Raw genomic sequence first — 22,517 nt, forward strand, 5'->3', positions numbered from 1 at the left:
AACATTCAAAAAAAGGCGTGCTTATGCACACCTTTGATTTATATGAATTTTTGGAACTGACTATTTTGCTGGTAGGATTGTGCCTTCAACAGAGCCAAATCCAATGCGATTAAAGCCTTCAGCTTCACACCAGCCACGCATGATCACGGTATCACCATCTTCTAAGAACTTACGCTCTTCACCATTGGTAAGCGTGATACTTTCTTTGCCACCACGAGATAGCTCAAGTAATGAGCCGGCTTCTTCGTGATCTGGACCTGATTGAGTACCTGAGCCAAGCATATCGCCAGGTAAAAAGTTACAACCATTCACTGTGTGATGAGTCACCATTTGTGCAACTGTCCAATAGCTATGCTTGAAACTAGATTCAGATACCTTACTTGGCGTATGGTTATCAGCACGCATCTTTTGTGTTTCAATAGACACATCCATTTGAATATCAAAAGAGCCTGACTCGCGGTTTTGCGTTGACTCTAAATACTCAAGTGGCTGCGGATCATTTTCATCACGTGTCCACTGCGTACGATAAGGTGCCAGTGCTTCAGTCGTTACTATCCAAGGAGAGACCGTTGATGCGAAGTTTTTCGCTAAGAATGGACCAAGCGGTTGATATTCCCAAGCTTGTAAATCACGTGCTGACCAGTCATTAAATAAACAGAAACCAAATACATGGTTCTCGGCATTTTCTATTGCAATATGATCGCCAAGTTCGTTGCCTTTACCAAGGTAAATACCAAGTTCTAGTTCGTAGTCTAAACGCTTACATGGTCCAAAAGATGGCATATCTGCGTCTGGCGCTTTAGTTTGGCCTTTCGGACGTGGGAACGCTTGGCCAGATACACCTATTGATGATGAGCGACCGTGGTAACCGATTGGTACCCATTTGTAGTTAGGTAAAAGCGGATTGTCAGGTCTAAATAAGCTACCAACCGCTGTTGCGTGATAAATTGATGTGTAAAAGTCTGTGTAATCTCCAATATGACATGGCATTGAATACTCAACGTCAGATTGTGAAACCAGTGCGGATTCAAGGGCACTTTGATGCTCAGACCCTTCACGTAATGCACGAGAAAGTGCAAGACGAAGTGCAGACCAATATGATTGGCCCATACCCATGAATTCATTTAATGCAGCGGCATTTGCAGCCGTCACAGCCGAGTGAGCTTCTCCTGAGAAAATACCGGCTTCAGCAACAACTGCCAAATCTAACACTTGATCACCAATGGCGACGCCGCCACGAAATTCTTCGTTGCTGTTTGTACGGCGAAATACGGCAAAAGGTAAATTTTGAATTGGGAAATCAGTACCAGCTAAGTTGGCGCTTGCTACCCAGCTCATTAAGCTATTATCGTGCGTTTCGTTAATAAAAGACATTATCTTTCCTGTTTAACTATCATTGAGACTATTTTGCCTCAACTTAAATAGAAAAGCAGCCTACTTAAAGTATAAGTAAGCTGCTTAGACACTTATTTTTATCAGCGGCGTTAAAGTACGCCGCGACGCTCTTGATCTCTTTCAATTGATTCGAATAGAGCTTGGAAATTACCCTCACCAAAACCACCGTCATCAACACGTTGGATCATTTCGATGAAGATTGGGCCAAATAGGTTCTTTGAGAAAATTTGTAGTAAGTAACAGTTCTCACTTTGGCTATCTACAAGAATTTGATGCTCACGAATTTTATCTTTATCTTCTTTTACCCAAGGAACACGGTCAAAAATGGTATCGTAGTATTCAGGGATGATGTCTAATGTTGCAATGGTTGATTGATCAAGTTGGTCAAGTGAACCTACAAGGTCATCGGTTAAGAATGCTAGATGTTGTACACCTGGACCATTGTACTCATTTAAATACTCATCAATTTGGTTATTATCGTTGCCTTTCCCTTCGTTGATAGGAATAGAGAAAGTACCACAAGGCGATTTAAGTGCATATGAGATCAGTGCCGTCTTTTGACCTTTGATGTCGAAATAACGCACTTCAGTAAAGCCGAATACGTCTTTATAAAAGTTAGCCCATGTTTCCATCGTGCCTTTATAAACATTGTTAGTAAGGTGATCTATACGGATGAATCCTTTATCTTTAACAATGCGCTGTTCTTCTAAATCAACAAAATCGTTGTTGTAGATAGAACCTTTGTCACCAAATACGTCGATAAAGTAAATCAGGCTGTCACCAATACCGTAAATTGCAGGGTAAGGTAAGTTTTTGTGTGTTGAATCTGTAGCTGGCTTTGCGCCACGCTCAACAGCCACTTCAAATGCTTTTTGTGCGTCTTCTACTCTCCAGCCCATTGAGCATATCGCTGGACCATGACTTTTTGCAAACTCAGCAGAGAAACCTTCACGTTCGTTATTCAATAAAAAGTGAATGTCGTTTTGGTTGTAGTAAGTGATATCTTTATCTTTAAAAGATTTAAGCTTTGAAAAGCCAAAATCAGTAAAGACTTTGTCCATATAATCTGCATCAGGTGTTGCGTATTCTGTAAACTCAATACCAACTAACTTTAGAGGGTTACTTACTTCACTCATTGTCTTACTCCAGCAATTAAGCACATTAGATTGCTTGTTTAGATGTGTTTCTCATTAACTGAATAATTCACCAAAATGAGACAAAGGGAAAGGTTTAGGGTAGATTTCACAAAGTCGTGATTTGTAAATTTACTTGCACAATGAGTCGATAAAGACGCTTGCATGCTGACAGCAATACACGTGGTAATTTTCTAAGCGGATATTCTCCGGTATTAATCGTGGAGGGAATACTTTTTATATGTAATTTTTATATTTTACTTATTGTAATGTAAAGCATTTTTTATTTTTTCTGGATTCTACATTTGAAAAGCAATAAGTGGGTATAGGGTGAAGGATGCAGTGTTCTTTGTCTTTAGAGTGTAAACCAGTGTATACAGATGTGGCTTTAGGGGCATGTATGAATGAAAAAAAACCACGCTTTATCGGCGTGGTTTTTTTGTAAAACGAATTAAAACTAAGATTTAACCGCTGAGATTTCTAACTCTTCCGCTAAAATATGCTCTTGAGTGTGTGGCTCATGATGGCCTTCTGCGCCGTGCATCCAATCGACTAAGCGGTCGCTGAGCAAGTACATTGCTGCTGCAGACAATAAAGCCGTTGCGCCAAGGCCTATGAAGATGCCCATCGCGTTGTTCATAGCTTCTTGTCCTTCACCTAAGAATGAGCCAACAAAGCCTGCAATTTTATTTGCGATGGCAGTACATAAGAACCAAATACCCATTAGCAATGATGCTAAACGCAGAGGCGCTAATTTACTCACCATAGATAAACCAATCGGCGACAAGCATAGTTCACCTAAAGTATGGAATAGATAAAACAGTACTAACCACATCATACTGATCTGTAATGAACCTTCACCAGATCCTTCAGTGATTAATGCTAACATCATGGTAAGAAAGCCAAGGGCTAGGAAAACCAATGCAATCGCAAACTTAACAGGGGAGTTTGGTTCTCGCTTATCAAGCTTTAACCAAATCATCGCGACAATAGGTGCAAAGATAATGATGAAAAGTGAGTTTAGAGACTGAAACCAAGAAGCTGGGATTTCAAAGCCCATCAACATACGGTCAGTATAATCGTTGGCAAAAAGGTTCATCAAGCCGCCTGCTTGTTCAAAGCCCATCCAAAAGATGATACTAAATACACTCATTGTAAAAATAACCTTGATGCGGTCTTTCTCAACACTCGTTAATGGTTCTTTAGTGCCTGTTGCTGACTGTGATTGTGATAATTTAGCTGACGGAACAACGCCAATATCACCTAAATACTTTTTACTCAGTATAAGCTGCATAACCACTGAAATAACCATGCCGATACCAGCGGCAATGAAGCCTGCTTGCCAGTTTATGACCGCTGCAACATAACCTGCAACAAGTGGCCCTAATGCACCACCTAAGTTGATACCCATATAGAAAATAGTAAATGCGCCATCACGACGTTTGTCGCCGTCATTATATAAATCACCGACCATAGTGGAAATATTTGGCTTGAATAAACCATTACCAATACACAGTAAGGCTAAACCAAGATAAAACACGTTAACTTCCATGCCAATGACTGCGCTGTGAGGAACCCCCATGATAAAATGGCCTAGCGCCATTAAAATACCACCTATGATAATAGCTTTACGCTGGCCTAATACGTTATCAGCTAACCAACCGCCAAACAGTGGGGTTAAATATACGGCCATGGTAAAAGTACCATATAGGCTAAGAGCGTCGGCATTTGACCAGCCAAACCCTCCGTCTTGGGTCATTGCAACAAGATATAAAACTAAAATGGCACGCATGCCATAATAACCAAAGCGTTCCCACATCTCTGTGCCGAACAGCAAGAATAAGCCTTTAGGATGTCCTAAAAACTCTCCTGCTTTAGGTAATGAACTCATATGTACTTCCTAATAAAATCAAATATGTTGTTAGGCCTTATAATAATCGTGACACATAAAAAATTATGCGTTTGAACGGGTGGCCAATGTTTTTGGTGTTTCTGCTAGTTATGACGAAATAACTGACTAACTATGCAAAAAGGGTGCGTTAGTATAACTAGCTGCTGCGTGTTGGGGAAGCCTAGAAGCCGCTTGTACCTTAAAAGAGGCAATAAAAAACCAGTCATTTGACTGGCTTTTTTAATAAAAAATGACCTATATACGATTAATTGCAATAATCGTCCACAAAAGTCAAATCATTAACGTGAGGAGCAGCATCCATTACATAGGTTGCGACAGCCGTTGCAGGGTTAACAGAGTATATTTTTGCATTTTCACCAGCTACTCGCCCTGAAATATACACAGTTCCATTGTCGCCAATGGCCAAACCTGATGCCCAATTGACGCCATGGTCACCAATTTTGTCTAAACTCATGTCACCGTCATCTAGAGTATATAAAGACTTTCCTGTCAGTACATATAACGTATTATTGTCCGCAGAATAGGCGATATCACCATGCTTAAAATCATCTCCTGCAAATGTTAATTTACCTAAGACAGTTTTTGCGCCAGTCTGTAAATTAAAATCATACATGTATGTTTTACTTGTAGAACGCAATGACTGACCATCAGGCGTTATAGCAGAGCGGTAAATAGGATATGACGTTGCATCTGCGGCCTCAGTTTCAGCGTTACTTGCTAAGTCCAAAGTCCACACTTTAGACGCTTTAGTGTTACTGTCTTGCTGTTCCATGAAATACAGTACGCCATCTTTGCTCGCAATATTGGATGCTGTGTGAGATACCCCTGTTAATTTACTATATGTACCAGTATTTACATCGAAGAAGTAAACATATCCAGCTTGCTCAGAACCAAAATCATTAATACCAAATAGGCCCGTTAAACAGGCTCTATTTGCAATACCAGTTACTGAGACATTGTCAATAAAAGCACCGTATGAGTCAGAGGTACCGGTGCCTGTAAACTTCAATTCAGTTGAAGCCCCAGCAGCTGTTACGCTGACAGAGATATGTTGCCAGCCTCTTGAAGTGCCATTTAGATTTGCCACTTCAGCACCATCCCAATATACCTTTGCTTGGTTGGTATCGCTGTTATTATTCACGCGAGGAGAATAATAAAAACTCAAGGTGTAGGTTTGGTTAGCTTGAGTAGAAAGCGTTTGCTTTACACTGTAGTTGGCTGTTGAGTCTAGCTCTATGTATTGATTACCTTCTTGTGGCGTGATGATACCAAGTGTGTTTGTTTGAATTTCAAACTTAGCCCCATCTCTTTGCCAACCGGTCATGTCATCAAGTAGAGTCCATTTTTTAGAAACAACATCCTGTTCAAATGAGCCATTCGTCACTAAATTACTCGCAAAAGCGGTGTTAAGCGAAACAAGAGAAGCTAAGCTCAAAGTTAAAAAAGACAGTTTCATATAGAACTCCTAAAAATAAGAAACAGTGGAAGCAGTTAAGCTCAATAGATAAATTTCTAATCTTATTGTCGTACTTTTTAGTGTCGCGGTCAATTAAACGACAAAAATACGCACGATGCTATTATTCCAAGTGATAAGAATAAAGTATTTATAATCCTTTTGGATTACTTTTCTTTTGGCAATGATAACCACCCAGGTTTTTGACTACGGTTTAGTTGTGCTAAAACTGTAATGGCCTTTTCCATTGTTATCCGTTGTTCAGCAATATCAATATAGACTTGTTGTGCGGTTTTTTTTCGTTTCACAGCAGCGCCAGCGTCTAAAAATGACTCGATAACTTGCAGTAGAAACATCGTTAATTTGGAGCGTTCCCTAGTTGAACGATTGGCAGTTATCAATTTACGTGATTTAGTGAGTCTGTCTTTTATATGTGTAATTTCTGCTTGGCTAAACTCATTTTGTGCATGGGCAAGTGCTGCTACATTCACTAAAGCGTTATCTAAATAATCAGTTTCTAAAATACTGAACCTGTCTTGTTGTGCAAATTGTGTGAGGAGTGAGCGAAACTCAGCTTGGCTTACTTGCTCGTTTAACAGTTTTTGGCACACTTGATACGTCTTTTGATACTTTTGCCATGTGTAAACATAATTTAAGCCAGCACCTTTAATATTTTGCATGCCAACAATCAGTTGGTGCTGATGATCGCATGCGAGGTGACTGATTGTGGTTGTTAGAGCATCAGGTGTAACTTGTGCATCATCAATTAACAGACAGCGTTCCGTAAATATCTCAACTAAAGGTTTTAGCATTAAGGTGCTGAGCGAGTGTGATCCTTTGATTGTATCCAAAATTAACTGTATTTGAGTAAACTGCGTAAAACTTGTTGTGAGCAGCTCAGCTTGTTTGTCATTACTATCGAGACGTTTACTTAAGGCGATGTTTAAGGTGTTAACCTCATTGATATCATCGAGGCTTAAGGGATTGTCTACAAGAGAAACATTAGCTCGTTCTAACCATTCAGCGGTGTGGAATGGTATTTTAAATTGATTTATTAAGCGTTTAAGATCGTCAAAATCTTGATTGCTAATAATTCGTGCAATCCGTGTGTGCAATGCCTGCTCTAAATATGAATAGAAACCATCAACGTTGCTGCCAACCACGACGACAAAATCATAGCTTAAATCTTCAATCACAATTTGCGCGAACACTTTTGAGCGCGCAACTCTATCATTGCGATTATTGATCAGTGCGATAGTTTGTATATGAGGCAAGTCCCCCATATCAAAAAGACCTAACCTGCGCCAGTTTTCCAATGTAGCTAAACGCTCATTTGCTGACATGCTGTTAACAAATGACTGCTTTATTTTACCAATCGGAGCGGCTTCAAAGTGTTGTAATACGCCAATGTCAGGCACTATACGCTCAGCAGTTTCCTTAAATACAAAGTCTTTTTCAATGCCAATATATTGTGCCATCTTCGCAACTAACGCGATGTTGTCTGGATGCTCATCATATGGGTAGAGAGCACGTATATCAGGTGTAATTTGAAATCCATCTCCCCAATGAACCTGAATTAAGGTTGTGTTATTTATGGTAGCGGCTTCATTGAGGATCGGCATCATGGTTTGTTCTGATGTAAATACTTGCGTATTTTTGCCAATAAAAGCAGACATTTCTCGCGCAACATCTATACCAGTCGGGCCTAGTATATCTTCATGGTCTGGGTAAGCATTGGTGATTGTGGCGAAGTTGTCTTGCATCCATCGGCGCAATATTTTTACGTATCGTGGTGTTAATCCCATACATTCCCATAGAAAGACATCGGCGTTGACTGATTTGGCAAACGAAAGCACATCACTTTGTTCCCAAATACTGGCTTTATCGAATGGTCTAAATAGTGGTATTTCACATTGTTCGCCAGAGCTTTTGGAATAAATCATCATCGCTTCACAGCCCGTGGTTTTGGTGATCACTCGCAGTGCTAGAGCGCTGAACAGAGCCGCTTTAAGCCGCTCAGTTCCCGATTTCCCCCGAGTGCCCCAGCCGCCAATACTGACTGGAATATGTTTACGGTTATGCATGATTTTTCGGCTAACATAAATGTGGCGACTCCAAAAATATCCCATAAAGCCAACAACAAAAAAAACCAATTGAGGCAGGGTATTTTGATAAATTGAATACAGGTACTCTTTAAAACTGAGCCAAATATTAAGTATTGGCGCAGACACAGAGAGTCTTTCGAATAACTTTTTAATGCTAGGCTCTACTGGGAAAGTGGCATTTTCAAGTGCCCCATAAGGCTTAAATTGTAAGATAAATCCCATAGAGTTTAATTGTTCTAAAAAACGACGCTGCTCTAGTTCATTGCCTTTTCTAAGCTTGTCTAACGCTTTGAAGTTAATTGATATACGCCAATAAGCAGCAGTTCTTTTCCACAATGTTGTGGGTTTTGTGATCTCTAGAAATCCATCTGGTGTATAGCTTTTCACTGGGCTTGGCAGGTTATCTTGGCTTAAAATTGAAAGTAGGTAATCAAGCAAAGGCAGATGTGGACGAGTACTTAATTCGGATAAATGATATAGCGGTTCTCCAGGGACGTTGGTTTCACTTATTTCTGCGACGGTGCAGCTAGGGACATGAAGTTGAGCATTGGGCTTTTTGGCTAATACATGGCTAAAGCTTTGTCGTTTATCTGTACTTGGGTGAAAAAATTCGTGCCAAATGCGCCATAACCTGCGACCCATTTTATAACCTACTTGAATGGACCAGGCTCCCTTATGTTGCTTACCATTAAACCCATGTTGCTGTTGTGCTCTAAAGCTGAGCGCTCTGCCTAGCGCTTGATGCTCAGTATCTGCCGATAACTTTATAGTGTGAACTGAGGTTATTTGTGCATCTATATTTGCGACTAACGATTGTTGGTAAAAGCTAGCTAGTTGCTCTCTAGTACGTGAGATACACCGTTTTATAGCAATATCTTGAGTCGTTATTAAAGCGTTATTTAGCTGCTCAATAAATTGAATAAATACAGTATCAGGTTTATCACTATCTAATTGCATATTAAGCATAATACGCGCACTTTGCTCTAACGTAATGCGCTTGATGGCCACACTTTCTTGGCCATCAATCACTTTTTTCCAAATTTCATAAGATAATGCGGCATCACAAAAGCGGGTCGCAGATAGCTGTTTAATAATCGTAAATCGAACAGCGTCACAATTTTCTTCTATAAAACGGCTTTGTAATATTGCTTTAGCCAATGAGTCAGAGAAGTTAGCAATTTGTTCAATGAGTGATTGACGGACCCTCGGATAAGGGTGATGACTACACTGTTCAATTAAGCGTTCATCTTGAGTACTGAGGGTGCTTTGCCGACATAATATCTTTGGAATTGCACTTAATATAAACAGTTGATCATTGTTTTTCGGTTTATGGGGATAGCTATTGACGGATTCGTCTAACAACGCCCACATATGGCTGCGAATAAAGGTGGGTCGTTGGTGAATGAGTATTTCAAGGATATCTATGACAGCAAGATAAGGTGTATCTTGATTTTCTAGCTGCTCAATGAGTTTAGAGGTTAACTCTGAGTCAAGAGCAGGGTCAGCATTGCACTCATGAATTAGCGCAACTTGATTAACTAAAGCCCGGATCATGCCATGACGAACATGTGCGTTAGGGCTTGCTTCTAACAGCCTCAAGAAAAAGGGTTGTAAATCTAGTTTTGCCCAAGTGTCCGTTAGTAATGCTTCATTATTTCTTAAGTACCGTTTGGTTATAGCACCTAATTTTGAGATCAGAAATTTAAGGCTTTGTTCAATGTCAGCTACTTGACTTTGATAGCGACCAATAACGGCTCCTTCGTCAAACCAACGTGAAAAAGCGGCTTTGTCGGCTTTTAATTGCTCTGAACTGGCGCCCAGTTCTTCTGCATAATTTAAAATATGTAGCTCTTTTTCAGCATCAAAATCGGCTTTTGCAAACCTTTCAATAAAGTTTTTATAACCAGCTTCAAGCCCTTGTAAATTAACATGTAATTGTTCTATTTTGTGGCGTAAAAATGCAATTGTTTGCAATTGTAGCCAGTCGATTTGTTGTTCAGCCTCAGGCTTGTGTTTGATTAACTCCCAGTTTGCAAGTTCATTAACCAAAGTTTGATATTTATGGTGATATAAATTAAGCCAGAACTTCTCTGTATCGGCAAAAAGTAAGTTTTCTAAGTGTTGTTGTATTTTATCAGTGGCCATAAATATCTTGTTCAGCAAAATGAGAGAGCTGGAGTGATTGAAATAAAATTTCATCGTGCGCAAAAGGGGTAAAGCCGGTATTTTGTAAGTTGCCTAAATTAACTTCAAATCCAATAGCATGTTCATTATTAAACCAATCTTGTGTCCAGCTGAGTTTTACCCAACCAGCGGTATTGTTGCTAAAATCATACAATGTTTGCCAGCTTAATTGCGTTAAATATTGCCATGTATCGTTGGGCCTATTTTCATCTGCAAATTTATAAATGCTTTGCAGTTGTGCAGCAAAGATCTGGCCTTGATAATATTGTTGTGTGGTGGCGCTAAAGTAGACATTATCAAAAGAGTGCCAATTCTGGTTCGAGATACCGCCCATTCTAAAGCTGAGTTGGTTGTCTACCCAAGGTTGATATCGATATTCATATTCGGCTTGCCAGCCGTTCATATGATCCTGTCTATAAAACCCGAAAATACTAGGGTTAATTTTTAAGTCATCTAAATAAGTTTGTGTGTCTACACTGGTGTAATAGTAAAAGGGCTGCCACCACCATTGATGCCTATCACTTTTATCGTTTCGCCAACTTTCACCAACTCTAAAACGTGCGAGTCCAGCATACTGACTCTGGGTGATATCACTACTGTCTTGCCAACGGTTAAATAGAGCAGTTTCGCTAAACCAGTGACTATTATCATCTTGCCAATTATGGACCGCGTTCATTACATAGGTATCATAATTATGATTACTGAGTGAATAAGCAATTTCTAACCTATACCAATGCTGCTTATTATTATTGCGTAACCTAATACCAAAATCTAAATTATGATTGGCAGGTAGGGGCTCGTTTGTTTCAAATATACCTGAGCGACTATAACGCATAAATCCTTCCACATGCGTTAAATTACCATCCATTTTAAGCGTATTATTAATAAATTCGTTGGCCGTTGGCTGTTGTATCAATTTTGGCTGTACAATGGCTAATGGTGTGGCCGGAGGGGAAACGACTAGTGTATGTTTATTGGGCTTTAGCTGCCATGTAAATACACGAGCGAGTTGGGCATGGGTACTGGGTAACGTTAATGTTCCAGCAGGGTGAAAAACTACTTTTTCAGTGCGTTGCATCGCGTTAATTGTTTCTATTTTTAAGAGTTGATCTCTATTTAATTTCAGCGTTGTGGGCTGCTTTTGTGTCGCATAGTAAAACAGTTGTTTGGTGTCTAAATCTACGTCCTGCCAATACCCCTCTCTAAAGACTAACACACTGACATTGAGTAGTTGTGATACATAAGGGTTTACCCAGTTGAGCATGACTTGACTGTCTGAATGCTCGGTGTTGTTTAAAGCATACTCTACTGGACTGTTTGGTGTTACGGGCCATAGAACATGATTATCACCCGTTTCAATCAATATGTTGGCATATTGATTGGGTAACAGCTCTGTTGGAGCAAATGTAAATTTTAGTTTGATGGGGAGCGTTTGTAGTTCGCTCATATCTAGATATAAAGTGTGATGAGGACGAAGCAATACGCCATCCAGTTGAATGTTTTTACTAGAATGACGATTTACTTGCTCAGCCAAGCTTCGTTTTAAAATAGCATCTGTATCAATTAATTGGGTTCCCGCATAATTGCTATAATGTTTACTCGTTTGCCAATGCCCAAAATGTTTCACGCGGCTCATTAGGGTGGCAAGCTCTGTTGGTAAGGTTTCAATTGCTAACCGAGTAAACAACAAAATAAACTCATGTTCAAGGAGTGATTGAGATTCAAGCCGCCACAGAGCATTCGTTAAGAGAGTTTGCAACGAAAGGCTTGGGTCATTAATTAAGTCATCAAATGGACGAGAAAACAAAAAGGGCACATTGGCAGTTTTAGGAGGTAAAGTCCCCAAACTTTGCGGGTGGAGTGTATTGATGCTCACAGAAGTCGGCATATCACTATGAATATACAACTGCTCACCTGCTTGCAAAGTGACAATACTCTCACTGGCAATAGATAACCTTGTGTTCAATGCCGGAATTTGGGCCGTTGAGGCAATATCTGAAAATATGGGGACAATCGACTGTGTTTTTTGTAAATCAAGATGTAGCCACTGTGTGCCGTTTGAATGCGATTCTTGCCAAGGCGCTCGCGCGCGCAGTTGTAATGTTAAATCTCTTTTTGCGGTTAAGGTTAGCCCTTTACCTTTGGAAATATTAAAGGCGCTATAATGGCTGGTTTCACCGAATATTGTGCTGCTGCCATAATGCGAAATTTGATAATATGGGGGCTCTTGTAAGTGCGCTTTCGACACGCTGCGATAATTACTGACTTGTAGCGGTAAGGGATTCAGATGAAGAATATCTTGTTTGTCATGTACTAACCAAAGTGCGTCTAAGTACTTTTGTTGCGATAAAAGCAGCTGCTCAGCGATCGGAGGACATATTTCTAACGCCGTATAAAATACGGCACATAGCCCTTGAAGCTGAAAACTATTTTTGTTCCTCTTATATATTTCAATCAGTTGTGCCGCGGCAAAAAGTTTTAGTTTTTGATCTGATGACAGTAATAAGCCTTCTAAATAACTTTGTGCCAAGCGTTGTTGGTTTAAGCTCTCAAGCGCCTTTATTCTGAGCTGCCATGCATTTTTTTTCACTTCAAAATGTGGATTTGTAACTAAGTGTTTTAAAATTGGTAATGCTTCTAAGGGGTTGCTTTTTAATAGTTGTAGGGCATTACCTAATAGCTGGTGTGAGTGTACGATACTTAATTGCGGATCGGGGTTTGAGACTGTTTCTTGACTGTGATTTGTATAAGGGGTGAGTCCGTTTATGTAAGCGTCTGCGGTGCGTTGAATCTGAGTATTTATATGCGTATTAAGCGCTGGAAGTTTGTCTTTTAATTTGCCTTTTTGGACATATAACAGTTCGTTATTCGGCAAGGTTAGTAAGTCATCAACTTGCAGTGCTAATTCAATGCTATTTTGATGCTGAGTGCTAAATTCGACAGTGCCTACATCTTGGGGCAGCGGTACTGTAAGCTTAATAAAGTGCTGGCTGGCTTTTAATGCGATGGTAAAATTTTTGTGTGGAGCTTTCATGTTTAAGGTCGTATCGATAGGCGTACGAACGAATAGGGTAATGTAGCTGCGCACACGACTGAGGTGTGACCAATCAAAAGCGAGTTTACCTTTTAAGCGATGTACTAGGGCATCACGAGTAAGTGAACTTGTATAAAGGTGGTTTAGGACTTTACGTTGACCTTGAACTATAGATATTTCTTGTGTTTCAGAGTAACCAGGGTCATTGTTTGGTGTAGGGAAAACAAAGCGTTGAGTGCTTATCGTTTTCATTAAATCTTGATAGCGCCTTTTTTCAATAGGATTGGCTTTTGCAAAGTTGAAATGCATAAAGTCATCAAATCGTTCATCAAGATAAATATGAGACAGTGTTGTATTTAGATTGTTTACCCAGTAAGGATTAAAATTCGCTTCTTGGTATTGTTGTGCTGCGTTTGAATCACGGATCCCTCGCTGCATTTGCTCCAGCTTAATAAGGGCAGGCCCATGGCTTTTGATTGTTAAATAGCTGTCTTTGGGGAGTGCGATATAGTCTGTATTCGCTGTACTCACTTTTTGTTGAATATATTCACTGGCCTGTGAATTACCTATATTGAGTATGCTCACCGGTTGTTGATTGACATAAAGACTGATGGTGCCTCTTTTATCTAGGTTATGAAGGGTTTTCCTCACCGTCACCTTGAGCTTTTTTGCATGCGCAAAGTAGGTAGTTATTTGTTCTTTATCCTCCAAGTTGTAGTAAGTTTCATGATCTTGAGCAAGCTTGAGCCGCGTGGTTTTCAGAGGTAATTTCAGACTGCGACGAAATGGAGAGCGATGATGATGATATTGCCCTAACCATATCTCATAGCGCTGACTTTGAGTGGAGGTGTTGGTAAATTTGATAAATTGATTGCTCTGCATTGCCGGTAGCTGACAGCGCTCGTTGTGACAAGTCAGCGAAGAGGCGTTGATTTTACGCATTGCTAATACGCTAGACCCTTGCCAAAGGTCTATAGCATTTAATAATTGAGCTGGTACTTCTAGCCAATTACCCTCAGGTACAAATACAGTTTGGCTATAGTTTTCTGCAAGTCGTAAATATTGAGTTGGCATAGTTAAAGAGTTTGGTTTATTTTCGTCTAGCCAAAAAGGCGCATTATACAGCGGTGTCTGTGCTGCATATGCTGGAAAAACCCAAAGGAAAATAAGGAAGCTTAAAGAGTACGGCTTAAACATGAGGTAAACTTTCTTAATAGAGGTTGATCTTGGCGTAAACGTACGCGTGTGACTTTGCTTAATTCAATATGCATGAATGAACGAGGTTTTAACCCGAGTTTATGTACTATATTTTTTGTACCGCCTAACTCTTTAACAGACGTTCCGTATAAATACGCGATAAACCCAATGCTTGTGAAGCAAGTAGTGAGTTGTTGACCAGTCAAGTCGGACGTTTTTCCTTGGCTCACAATGATATCTGCATGTTTTGCTATTTTTGAACGCCTTTTTTTGTTACTAAAACCATGAATTTGGAAGATACGTGCGCTGGGGTTGTGAGTTTGATATGCAACTAATGCCGCATTATGAATATTGTATGGCCGTTTTGAAAAATCCATTGGATATTTATCGGGACTGTCGACGTAGCGTTGATGAGAATTACTTAGCATAACCTGACAAAGGTGAGTGTAGATATGTTTACCGATCATCAGCGTGCCCGTATCATAAAATTGATGCGGAACAGACACGACACAGCGTTGATTAATCGGGTTAAAATAAACGTGTCCACCGCCCTCTTTCGTGGATGTAGCCAGTAATGCAGATTGCGATTCAACTTGTTGAAATTGCCATGGTGCAATGGCCGTAGGAACTTTAAACCATACAACCATATCGTTGTATAATGGTTGAGAGTAATTACTCAACGCACACTGCGAAAATATTATGCAGATTAGATAGAGCGTCAATTTGCTAATTGACTTCATATAACCACCATTTTGCTTGTTTTTGTTGTTCTGATGTTTCTTCTAGTACACTAACCCAAACATCTTGATCGGCCTTTATCGTAAATTTCTTTAATAATTCTATATCGTTATTAATCGGTATTGTTATTGAAGGATAGCTGAAAAGTGATGTTTGAGCAGGGTGAAGTAAAAATGCTTTATTCTCATTCGCCTTGACGAGGGCATAACGTTTTTTCGAAATTGTGTACTCGTCGGTGAGCTTTTTAGAAAAATGCCCATGTAAATGGGTATCAACGGATAAAGGTGTGTCTTGCTCATTATCTGAATAGAGTTTGATTACAATCGAATCAGGTCTTTTATCAAAGCTTAACTCAAGTGATTGACCTGCTTTTAATTTAAATAAGCGCTGTTTTGCCCAGCTCCGATTAGAACCTAGATTGGTATAAAAGTGTGAACGCTTCGATTGTATCCTTAGAGGGGCATCATCAGGTAAGTCATTTAGTGCATATTCAGTATAAAACGGGGCACTTGATGATAACTCTACGACACGTGATTTAGCGAGTAATATCGGGTCGTTAGGCACTGTAATTTCTGACAGGTTTTTTAGTGGCCTAAAATTAAAGTCTTTAGGGGGATCAATAGGATCGAAGTACTTTGGTTCGGTTTTAATTAACGCTGTATTTGAGCGAGGTAAGATATCGATTAGATTTCGACCATAATGAAAGGTTTGCTTAACCTCAATTTCAGGGGGAGGCTCAAAGAGTCTAACATTCAACATCTTTTGTTGTTCAGTAAAGGTAAAGTCATTCTGCGCTTGTTGAGAAAACCACGCATCTATTTCTGTAAATTCAGGTAAATCGACTTGGCATAGAGCTTCGCATAATACCGTTTGGTAATGAAAGTGAGCTTGTCTCGCTTGCATTTTTGCACTAATTGTTTCTTTACTACTTATCGATAAAAACGCAGCATTGCTTGGAAGGCGCAGGTAAAACCTTTCTGAATCTGTGGTTACGCTTCTGAGTGTGTCGGGAGTGATGATGCGGTCAAACAGTGCTTGCTGTCCTTGCAATTTGACTTGATGAGTTTCGATAAGTTGTTTCTGAGTGTTAAATAAGGAAACAGATATGAGAGCGCCTTGTGCACCTCTAAATTGAAAATTTATATCACTATTTGGCGCGACTCGATAGTTGGCAGATAAACTCTCATCAATACCGTAATAATAACTGTGCAATGGTGAGATCGGGGTTGTATCAGCTAAAAACCAACTAGATTGTGCCATTGTTTTGGACTGAATGACGATAAGACCTGGTTGAGTATTAAGTAATTGATAGGTATTAGGGCTTTCTAATTTTTCCAGTGTTAATTTTTTAGGCTTTTCTCGTTGTTTAAGGTCGTACCAGGTTATGTTGATATCTGCGATGTTTCCCTTGATATTTGCAGTAATATCGCCCCCTTCATAAACTCGAAATGAAGCCGATAAGTCTTGATCGGTATAGAAACCGTCAAGATCCAATTGTTGCGCACCAAAATCATATGTCAAAACATGATAAGGGAGAGTTTCATATAAAGTATCGGCTTTGAAATCAATATCAGGTACACCTTGTGGCGCAAGCTTTAGCCAATCAAATGTCACTGCATTATGAATTTCTCGAGTGGTAATCGCATTGGCGCCAATGGTGTGGTAAGCAATTGTACGTTCGCGCCATTCTACCGGGAGCTTTAACCAAGCGCTATTTATGTCATCTGTATCTGTTGGTGTTTTTGCATGTATGCGAACGACCACGCCTTTGAGGCTAGAATCTTCAGGTATTACCCGCAATGCAATCCGACTTGCATTGGTGAGCTGCTCACTATTTATATAAAAAGATTGTCCAGAAGACACTGATAATGCTGCTTTATTCTCAATAATTTGTTTAACTTGTTGTTGGTCGGCGTCCAGAGCCAACTTCGAAGCGTGATGATACACTTTTTGCATCAGCTGGTTATTGTCTTGGTCAAGTAATGTGTATTCTATGGCATAATTAATAGGCTTATCAAACTCGACCTGTTGAGCAAAAATTGCATTCGATAGAATTCGCAAGTTATATGTTCTCGATGGAGAGAAGTTATAAACAAGGGCTTTATCTGAATGTAGCCAATGTACATTCGACCGAGTTTCTTTATCTGAACGTTGCGCCATAGGCTCTGCTGATTGTAGCCAAAAGTAAAAGCGTACCCCAAACCAGAAAACAATAATAAGCAATACTAACCAAAATGTTATTTTCAACAGCCACTTAATATAATACATGCTGGCCCCTTCTTATCGCGGCTTCATATACATGGCGGTCTATTAGCTTGTTTCGGGTTGGTAAGTATAGGGCAATCAAGGTACTCCCGTTTTTAATGGCCAATGCGAGCTCATATTCCGGATCAAGTTTGACAGCTTGTAAAGTACAACGTTTTCCGGCTTTGCAATAGTCAGTGAGTAAAGGTAAGTGTTGAGATATTGCATATTCATCAGTGATGTGGCGCAGCTTTTCAATACTGGCTTTATCTACACTAGCCCAATCATTTGGTGCGAGCGTCGATAGCATTAAACTGGGTAAGTATGCGACATCTGAAATTGCCAATAATCGTTGCAACAGTGCTTGTTCAGATATAGAAAAGTGTTTTTTAAAATCGGAGGCTAACCATAATGTAGCGAGTTCACTATTTGGGGCAAATAACTGATAACCAGTTTGTGGTGATGTGCCGAGCTCTAAGCCCCTTGTTGCAGTTTGACCTTGTACTATTTGATGCTCAACACCTAGTTTTGTTAACGCTAACCGTAAATCCCTTAATACCGTGCTTTGGAATGTGTGCGGATGCGTAAATTGAAATGCAATTGCACTGGGTCTTATATGTGACGGTGCACTATGACTGCGAATTTGCAAGTTCATGATATTTTTATCGTGATCATGACGCAAGACACTTTGATGTACTATGTTAAAAAGTGACTTCACATTTGCAGGGGTCATTACATTAGAAAAAGGGCTTGCGTACGGGTGCGCACCTGCGATAGACAGCACTTTACCTTGAATGTGTGTAAATAATTGTGCTGAAAATTTTAAAGTATTACTTTCGAATAAAGGCCTCGGCACTTGAATATTGAGTGATTTTGCTGGGTTTAGGTTAATAAAGAAAATACCTTGACCCTTTTCATAAAACTGCTGTTCAGGAATGGGGGCTATCATGATGTAACGGCCTTGCTCTGACATCATGAGTGTTAGTTCGTAACCCACCATTTGTGCGATATTGTTAATTTGATTGAGCCTGTTTTGGATATTGGCATTAATCGTTTGATTATTTAAACCATCTACTAAAATGTACAGGGGACGGAGTATCTCAAACTCCCATAGTGCCGCTTCATTATCTGACAATAATGCAAAGTGCTCACTGCCTTTTGCACTAATATGTGGGATGTAATGTTCAATTGCATTTTCTACTGAATCAGTCAAATATGTGATTGGAGCTTGATTAATTTGGCCGTCGGCGAGTGCCACTTTTGACATCAAGGAGGTATAATTTGCGGTGTCTAAAAAGGTTTCTAAAAACTGACCTGAAAACTCTCCCCCAGGTAGGCTAAATGAGCTTGCTAAACCAAACGAACTATTTTTGCAATTAAGCAGTTCTCTTAATTCTTTTTGGCTAATTGCATTCGGTAGTTGATTATAAGCCCACAGTTGACACTGATGTATAAATGGACTGTTGTTTAAGAGACTTTGGCTACGCGTATTTATTTCTCGTACTTGTAGGATTTGTTCAGCTGACAGTGCATTAATGAACGCAAGGTAGTACTTACTTTGTTGGCTAGATGAACTGGCACTCAAAGATTGTGTTAGTTGCGTGCCAAAGAGCAAAGCGCCGCTATTTAAATGTGATAATAATAACCCTGCGGCATCACTTGCTAAGCGCTCAGATGAGGGATGTGGTACTGTGACCAGTAGTTCAGAAGTTGGTTGTTTCGTTAATATAAATAAACCACGCAGAGAAAGCTTTCTTGCATCTTGAATATAAATATAGTGTTCGTCTTGGCGTAGCAAAAAATCTAGTTTCATTAACATAGCACGGGCTTCATCAAAGAGTTGCGTATTTTGCCTGTCTCGGTTTAACAACCTAACAGCGGACTGAAATTGTTGTAATTGTTGCCCCTGTTGATATTGGCTAATCTCAATTTGGTTTTTTTTATCCGTATATAAATAGCTTTTGTATTCACTGATCATATGAGTCAGGCCACTCACGGCTTGATGTGTCTGAAGCTCTTTTATATGTGCCGAGCCAAATATGGATGGTACAAACATGATCACAAAGCCAATCGCGATGGCGATAAAGCCGCCAACAACAGAGGTTTGAAATGTGGCCCTGATCACCAGTCCGAGCGCACTTTTTTGATAAATTTTTAATGCGAGTAAAGTTGAGAGCATATAACCGAATGCAAAAGTGTCGGTGACTTTTAAACTTGGATAATATTGAACAACGACGTAATTTAACAAGAGCTTATACACAAAACCAATATTAAAGAAAAATAGTAGGAGTCGAGCGCCTTCGAAATTAGCATGACGTAGTCTAGTAAAGTGCAATAGCCCACTGCCAATAATAAGAATTACAGCGGTTTCTGCAAATGATGTGAGTAATTTACTCGGCTGCATTAATTGTAAAGCGAGCAATGCAGGGAGCATGATGCCATTAAACTCCCAGCCGTATTTAATATTTGCACGAGATGCGATAAACGCGGTGATGACCAAGATAATGTACGCTTTCGGCGCTGCTATAATGGATGCTGCAACGGCTTCATACATAATAGCAAGATTAGCAATACTAAAGTTGCTGTAAGGCATTAAGATAAAACGGACAATGACATAGGTGAGTAACAGCTGGATTAGCGTCACTTTTGCACCGTATCTGAACCCTCCATTCCACATGACATTCGCGGTAAGAGCAATAATAACGAGCCCTAAGCTATATAATTGGGCAGCATAATCAAAGGTAATGTCCCATAAAGAGAACAGCGACGCGATAGTGGGCCAGAATAAGGTGTCCATGGTGACCCTTACCAAAATGCTGATCAAAATTATGGCGAAGAACCTATCTCTGCCAAACATTTCAGCAAACCCAAATCGTTCCATCATAGTTTTGGCTGATAATTTCATCACAATGTAAACAATCACCGCCTCAATTAAAATAACAGTGGCAGAGGTAGGGCTTACAATAAAGAGTGGAACTAAATACCCCGGGACAACGAGTCCCGTTAAGGGGAATCCAAAGCGTAAATTGAGAAAGCAAACAACCCCAATACCTACCCAAACTGTTGTAATAACAGATTGACCCAGGCCTCCCCCATTCGGGAATATATTTAATAACCAGTCCATTAATCAGATATCCACTCAGACTGCTTTTGAATTTCTTGCTGTTGGGTCAAAGTGGATAATTGTGATAATAACAAGCTGGGGTCATCTAGATGTGCGACGAGATCTGAAATATTTATAAATTCGAACAAGATCCCACCTACCTCAAATGGGTCACCCGCGCTATTTTTCACCTCAGAAGCCCCAATGGTACGCACAGAAAGAATGTAAACTTGATCATCGAAAGTCACTGGCTGGTACAACTCACCCCTATGAAGTGTTAAATAACGTAACTTCCCCTTAGCTACATCATGTTCGAGCTGGCCCACCTTAGCGAGTAAATCTAAAGCTGTCATGTCAAAAATTGATAAACTCTGCTGTCGAGCGAGGGTTTCTAATGCTTGGTTGGTTTGGATAACTTGTCCAAATAAATTAAATAAAACGGTCGCAGAACCGACTTGATTAAAAACGTGTTCAAGTGTGGATAGTTTCTGTTCCATTTCATTGATTGAGAGCTTTATTTTTTGGCTCAGAGGTTTTTCTAAATTTAATGTTAATGCCCGCGTGATCACACTATTATTAGCACTGTCTTGGGCGCTAAAAATACGATAGTGAAATAATAACTCACCTATTTGGTTAGCAAAGCGGTTTACATTTTTTAAAAAAGCCGCTTCATTAAAGTGTTCATCGGTGCGAACAGTCATCGCCCAAAACCCTCTGATATCCCCCGCGTACATGAGAGAGACAATATATTGTGTTTCATCGTCGGTGATATTATCAAAAAATGGCCGCGTAATGCTTACCGCACCAAACTGCTTAATGGCGTCAGAATAGGGGGGACGTTCATAGTCTCGCCGCATTTCATGGATATTTGAGAGCTGGCAGTTAACGGCACGAATTTCGTAAAGTCGATGATCTCCTTCTTGGCGAGCAAGAAATATGCTTCTATCTAAGTCGAGTTGTTGCTTAACGAGTTCAATAATTGCATCCCAAGGATTGCTTTGTTCAACAAAAGATTTAGGCAGGTAGCGTCCTAACATACGTTGCTGGATATTGTTAATAATGCGTTGTAAGTCGTCTTCTTCTACCCATTTCTTAGCAAAGAACATCCACACCAATGTTAAAACAGTATAGGTAGTGAGTTGTCCCGCGGGAATTAAAGTATGCCAATAAATGAGTATAAAATACGCACTTATAAACCAGAATAGGCAAAGACCAAAAGCAATTATCAGGTTTATATTGATACTAAATTTTTGATAAAGCACCATTAATATTAAAACAATAATGACTTGCACAGTTAACGACGGCCAACCATCAAATGTAGCCACTAAACTATTTGTATCGATATTGTGTGCAATGTAGGCATATAAATAGGCGGCATCATGAAATGAGTCGATCTTTGGTGCTTTTAATCTCATTCCATAACCGTGAGTTCGTTGTGTTAATACGATTATTTTATTGTTTAATTGAGATTCTAAAATATCGCCAGATAATACACGATTGCTATCGAATTTTGGGAGGGCGTGTGGTTGTAATGAAAAATTAATCAGTGCGGTATCGGGTAATTGTTTTTTAGGGAAAATGAGGTGCCAAATGTTATCACATGGTTCAGTTGGTAAATTTTTAAAAATGATCGTGTAACCAGCCCAACTTTCAATGGGCGATAAGCATTGATTAGTCTGTGCATGAGGATATAGTACCGTACTAGAGTGTCCGGTCGAGGTGCTGAAAATAAGGTCTGAAAATACAATGACAGCTTTTGGCGACCCAGCATCTATAATGTGGAGTAACGCATTATGCTGTCTTTGAAGGTCGCTACTTTCAATGACAACGACGTCTGTATTTTGCTCAGATTGCACTACACTGAGTAAGTGATATATAGGCGCATTTATTTTCTCGATCGTACCACTTAACTCTAAGGCAAGCATGCACCCCACCAAGCTTAGCATGAGCCAGAATGTTTTTTGGCGCCGAATGATAAAGTACTGCTGCTTTATCGACATATTACTCCTTGCGCAGAGC

At 39.8% G+C, this 22,517-nt stretch carries 10 protein-coding genes; all 10 read right to left on the bottom strand.

Features of this window, described 5'->3' with window-relative positions:
• Window positions 1–60: 60 nt before the first annotated feature.
• A complete protein-coding gene (fahA, locus tag J8M01_RS03030) occupies window positions 61–1,374 on the bottom strand; it encodes a fumarylacetoacetase (protein ID WP_192508321.1) in 1,314 nt (437 codons plus the stop codon).
• A 110-nt stretch (window positions 1,375–1,484) separates the two neighbouring features.
• The gene (gene hppD / locus J8M01_RS03035; RefSeq protein ID WP_192508320.1) at window positions 1,485–2,531 is read right to left on the bottom strand and encodes a 4-hydroxyphenylpyruvate dioxygenase; all 1,047 of its coding nucleotides are present in this window, start codon (window positions 2,529–2,531) and stop codon (window positions 1,485–1,487) included.
• A 454-nt stretch (window positions 2,532–2,985) separates the two neighbouring features.
• Window positions 2,986–4,419, bottom strand: a complete 1,434-nt coding sequence (locus J8M01_RS03040) for a peptide MFS transporter (protein WP_192508319.1) — start codon at window positions 4,417–4,419, stop codon at window positions 2,986–2,988.
• A gap of 265 nt (window positions 4,420–4,684) precedes the next feature.
• A complete protein-coding gene (locus J8M01_RS03045; protein WP_211056958.1) occupies window positions 4,685–5,896 on the bottom strand; it encodes a DUF642 domain-containing protein in 1,212 nt (403 codons plus the stop codon).
• A gap of 164 nt (window positions 5,897–6,060) precedes the next feature.
• On the bottom strand, window positions 6,061–10,143 hold the full coding sequence (locus J8M01_RS03050; RefSeq protein WP_211056959.1) for a poly-gamma-glutamate synthase PgsB: 4,083 nt from the start codon (window positions 10,141–10,143) through the stop codon (window positions 6,061–6,063).
• Complete coding sequence (locus J8M01_RS03055) at window positions 10,133–14,413, bottom strand: hypothetical protein (protein ID WP_211056960.1); 4,281 nt, start codon at window positions 14,411–14,413, stop codon at window positions 10,133–10,135. The genes J8M01_RS03050 and J8M01_RS03055 overlap by 11 nt, the downstream gene beginning before the upstream one ends.
• Window positions 14,392–15,153 (bottom strand): hypothetical protein, encoded by a 762-nt coding sequence (locus tag J8M01_RS03060; RefSeq protein ID WP_211056961.1) that lies wholly within the window; start codon window positions 15,151–15,153, stop codon window positions 14,392–14,394. Before J8M01_RS03060 ends, J8M01_RS03055 begins: the two co-directional genes overlap by 22 nt.
• The gene (locus J8M01_RS03065) at window positions 15,140–17,419 is read right to left on the bottom strand and encodes a hypothetical protein (RefSeq protein WP_211056962.1); all 2,280 of its coding nucleotides are present in this window, start codon (window positions 17,417–17,419) and stop codon (window positions 15,140–15,142) included. Before J8M01_RS03065 ends, J8M01_RS03060 begins: the two co-directional genes overlap by 14 nt.
• Window positions 17,406–20,519, bottom strand: a complete 3,114-nt coding sequence (locus J8M01_RS03070; RefSeq protein WP_211056963.1) for a poly-gamma-glutamate biosynthesis protein PgsC/CapC — start codon at window positions 20,517–20,519, stop codon at window positions 17,406–17,408. The genes J8M01_RS03065 and J8M01_RS03070 overlap by 14 nt, the downstream gene beginning before the upstream one ends.
• Window positions 20,519–22,498, bottom strand: a complete 1,980-nt coding sequence (locus tag J8M01_RS03075) for a hypothetical protein (protein WP_211056964.1) — start codon at window positions 22,496–22,498, stop codon at window positions 20,519–20,521. Before J8M01_RS03075 ends, J8M01_RS03070 begins: the two co-directional genes overlap by 1 nt.
• Between the last annotated feature and the right edge of the window lie 19 nt (window positions 22,499–22,517).

It is taken from the genome of Pseudoalteromonas sp. MMG005 (genome assembly GCF_018101015.1).
Classification (GTDB): domain Bacteria; phylum Pseudomonadota; class Gammaproteobacteria; order Enterobacterales; family Alteromonadaceae; genus Pseudoalteromonas; species Pseudoalteromonas aurantia.

Excerpts from the sequence above, each read along its gene's own strand:
- J8M01_RS03075 (WP_211056964.1), bottom strand. The coding sequence starts at position 22,498 with ATGTCGATAAAGCAGCAGTACTTTATCATTCGGCGCCAAAAAACATTC.
- hppD (WP_192508320.1), bottom strand. The coding sequence starts at position 2,531 with ATGAGTGAAGTAAGTAACCCTCTAAAGTTAGTTGGTATTGAGTTTACA.
- J8M01_RS03055 (WP_211056960.1), bottom strand. The coding sequence starts at position 14,413 with ATGTTTAAGCCGTACTCTTTAAGCTTCCTTATTTTCCTTTGGGTTTTT.
- J8M01_RS03050 (WP_211056959.1), bottom strand. The coding sequence starts at position 10,143 with ATGGCCACTGATAAAATACAACAACACTTAGAAAACTTACTTTTTGCC.
- J8M01_RS03060 (WP_211056961.1), bottom strand. The coding sequence starts at position 15,153 with ATGAAGTCAATTAGCAAATTGACGCTCTATCTAATCTGCATAATATTT.
- J8M01_RS03070 (WP_211056963.1), bottom strand. The coding sequence starts at position 20,519 with ATGGACTGGTTATTAAATATATTCCCGAATGGGGGAGGCCTGGGTCAA.
- fahA (WP_192508321.1), bottom strand. The coding sequence starts at position 1,374 with ATGTCTTTTATTAACGAAACGCACGATAATAGCTTAATGAGCTGGGTA.
- J8M01_RS03040 (WP_192508319.1), bottom strand. The coding sequence starts at position 4,419 with ATGAGTTCATTACCTAAAGCAGGAGAGTTTTTAGGACATCCTAAAGGC.
- J8M01_RS03065 (WP_211056962.1), bottom strand. The coding sequence starts at position 17,419 with ATGTATTATATTAAGTGGCTGTTGAAAATAACATTTTGGTTAGTATTG.
- J8M01_RS03045 (WP_211056958.1), bottom strand. The coding sequence starts at position 5,896 with ATGAAACTGTCTTTTTTAACTTTGAGCTTAGCTTCTCTTGTTTCGCTT.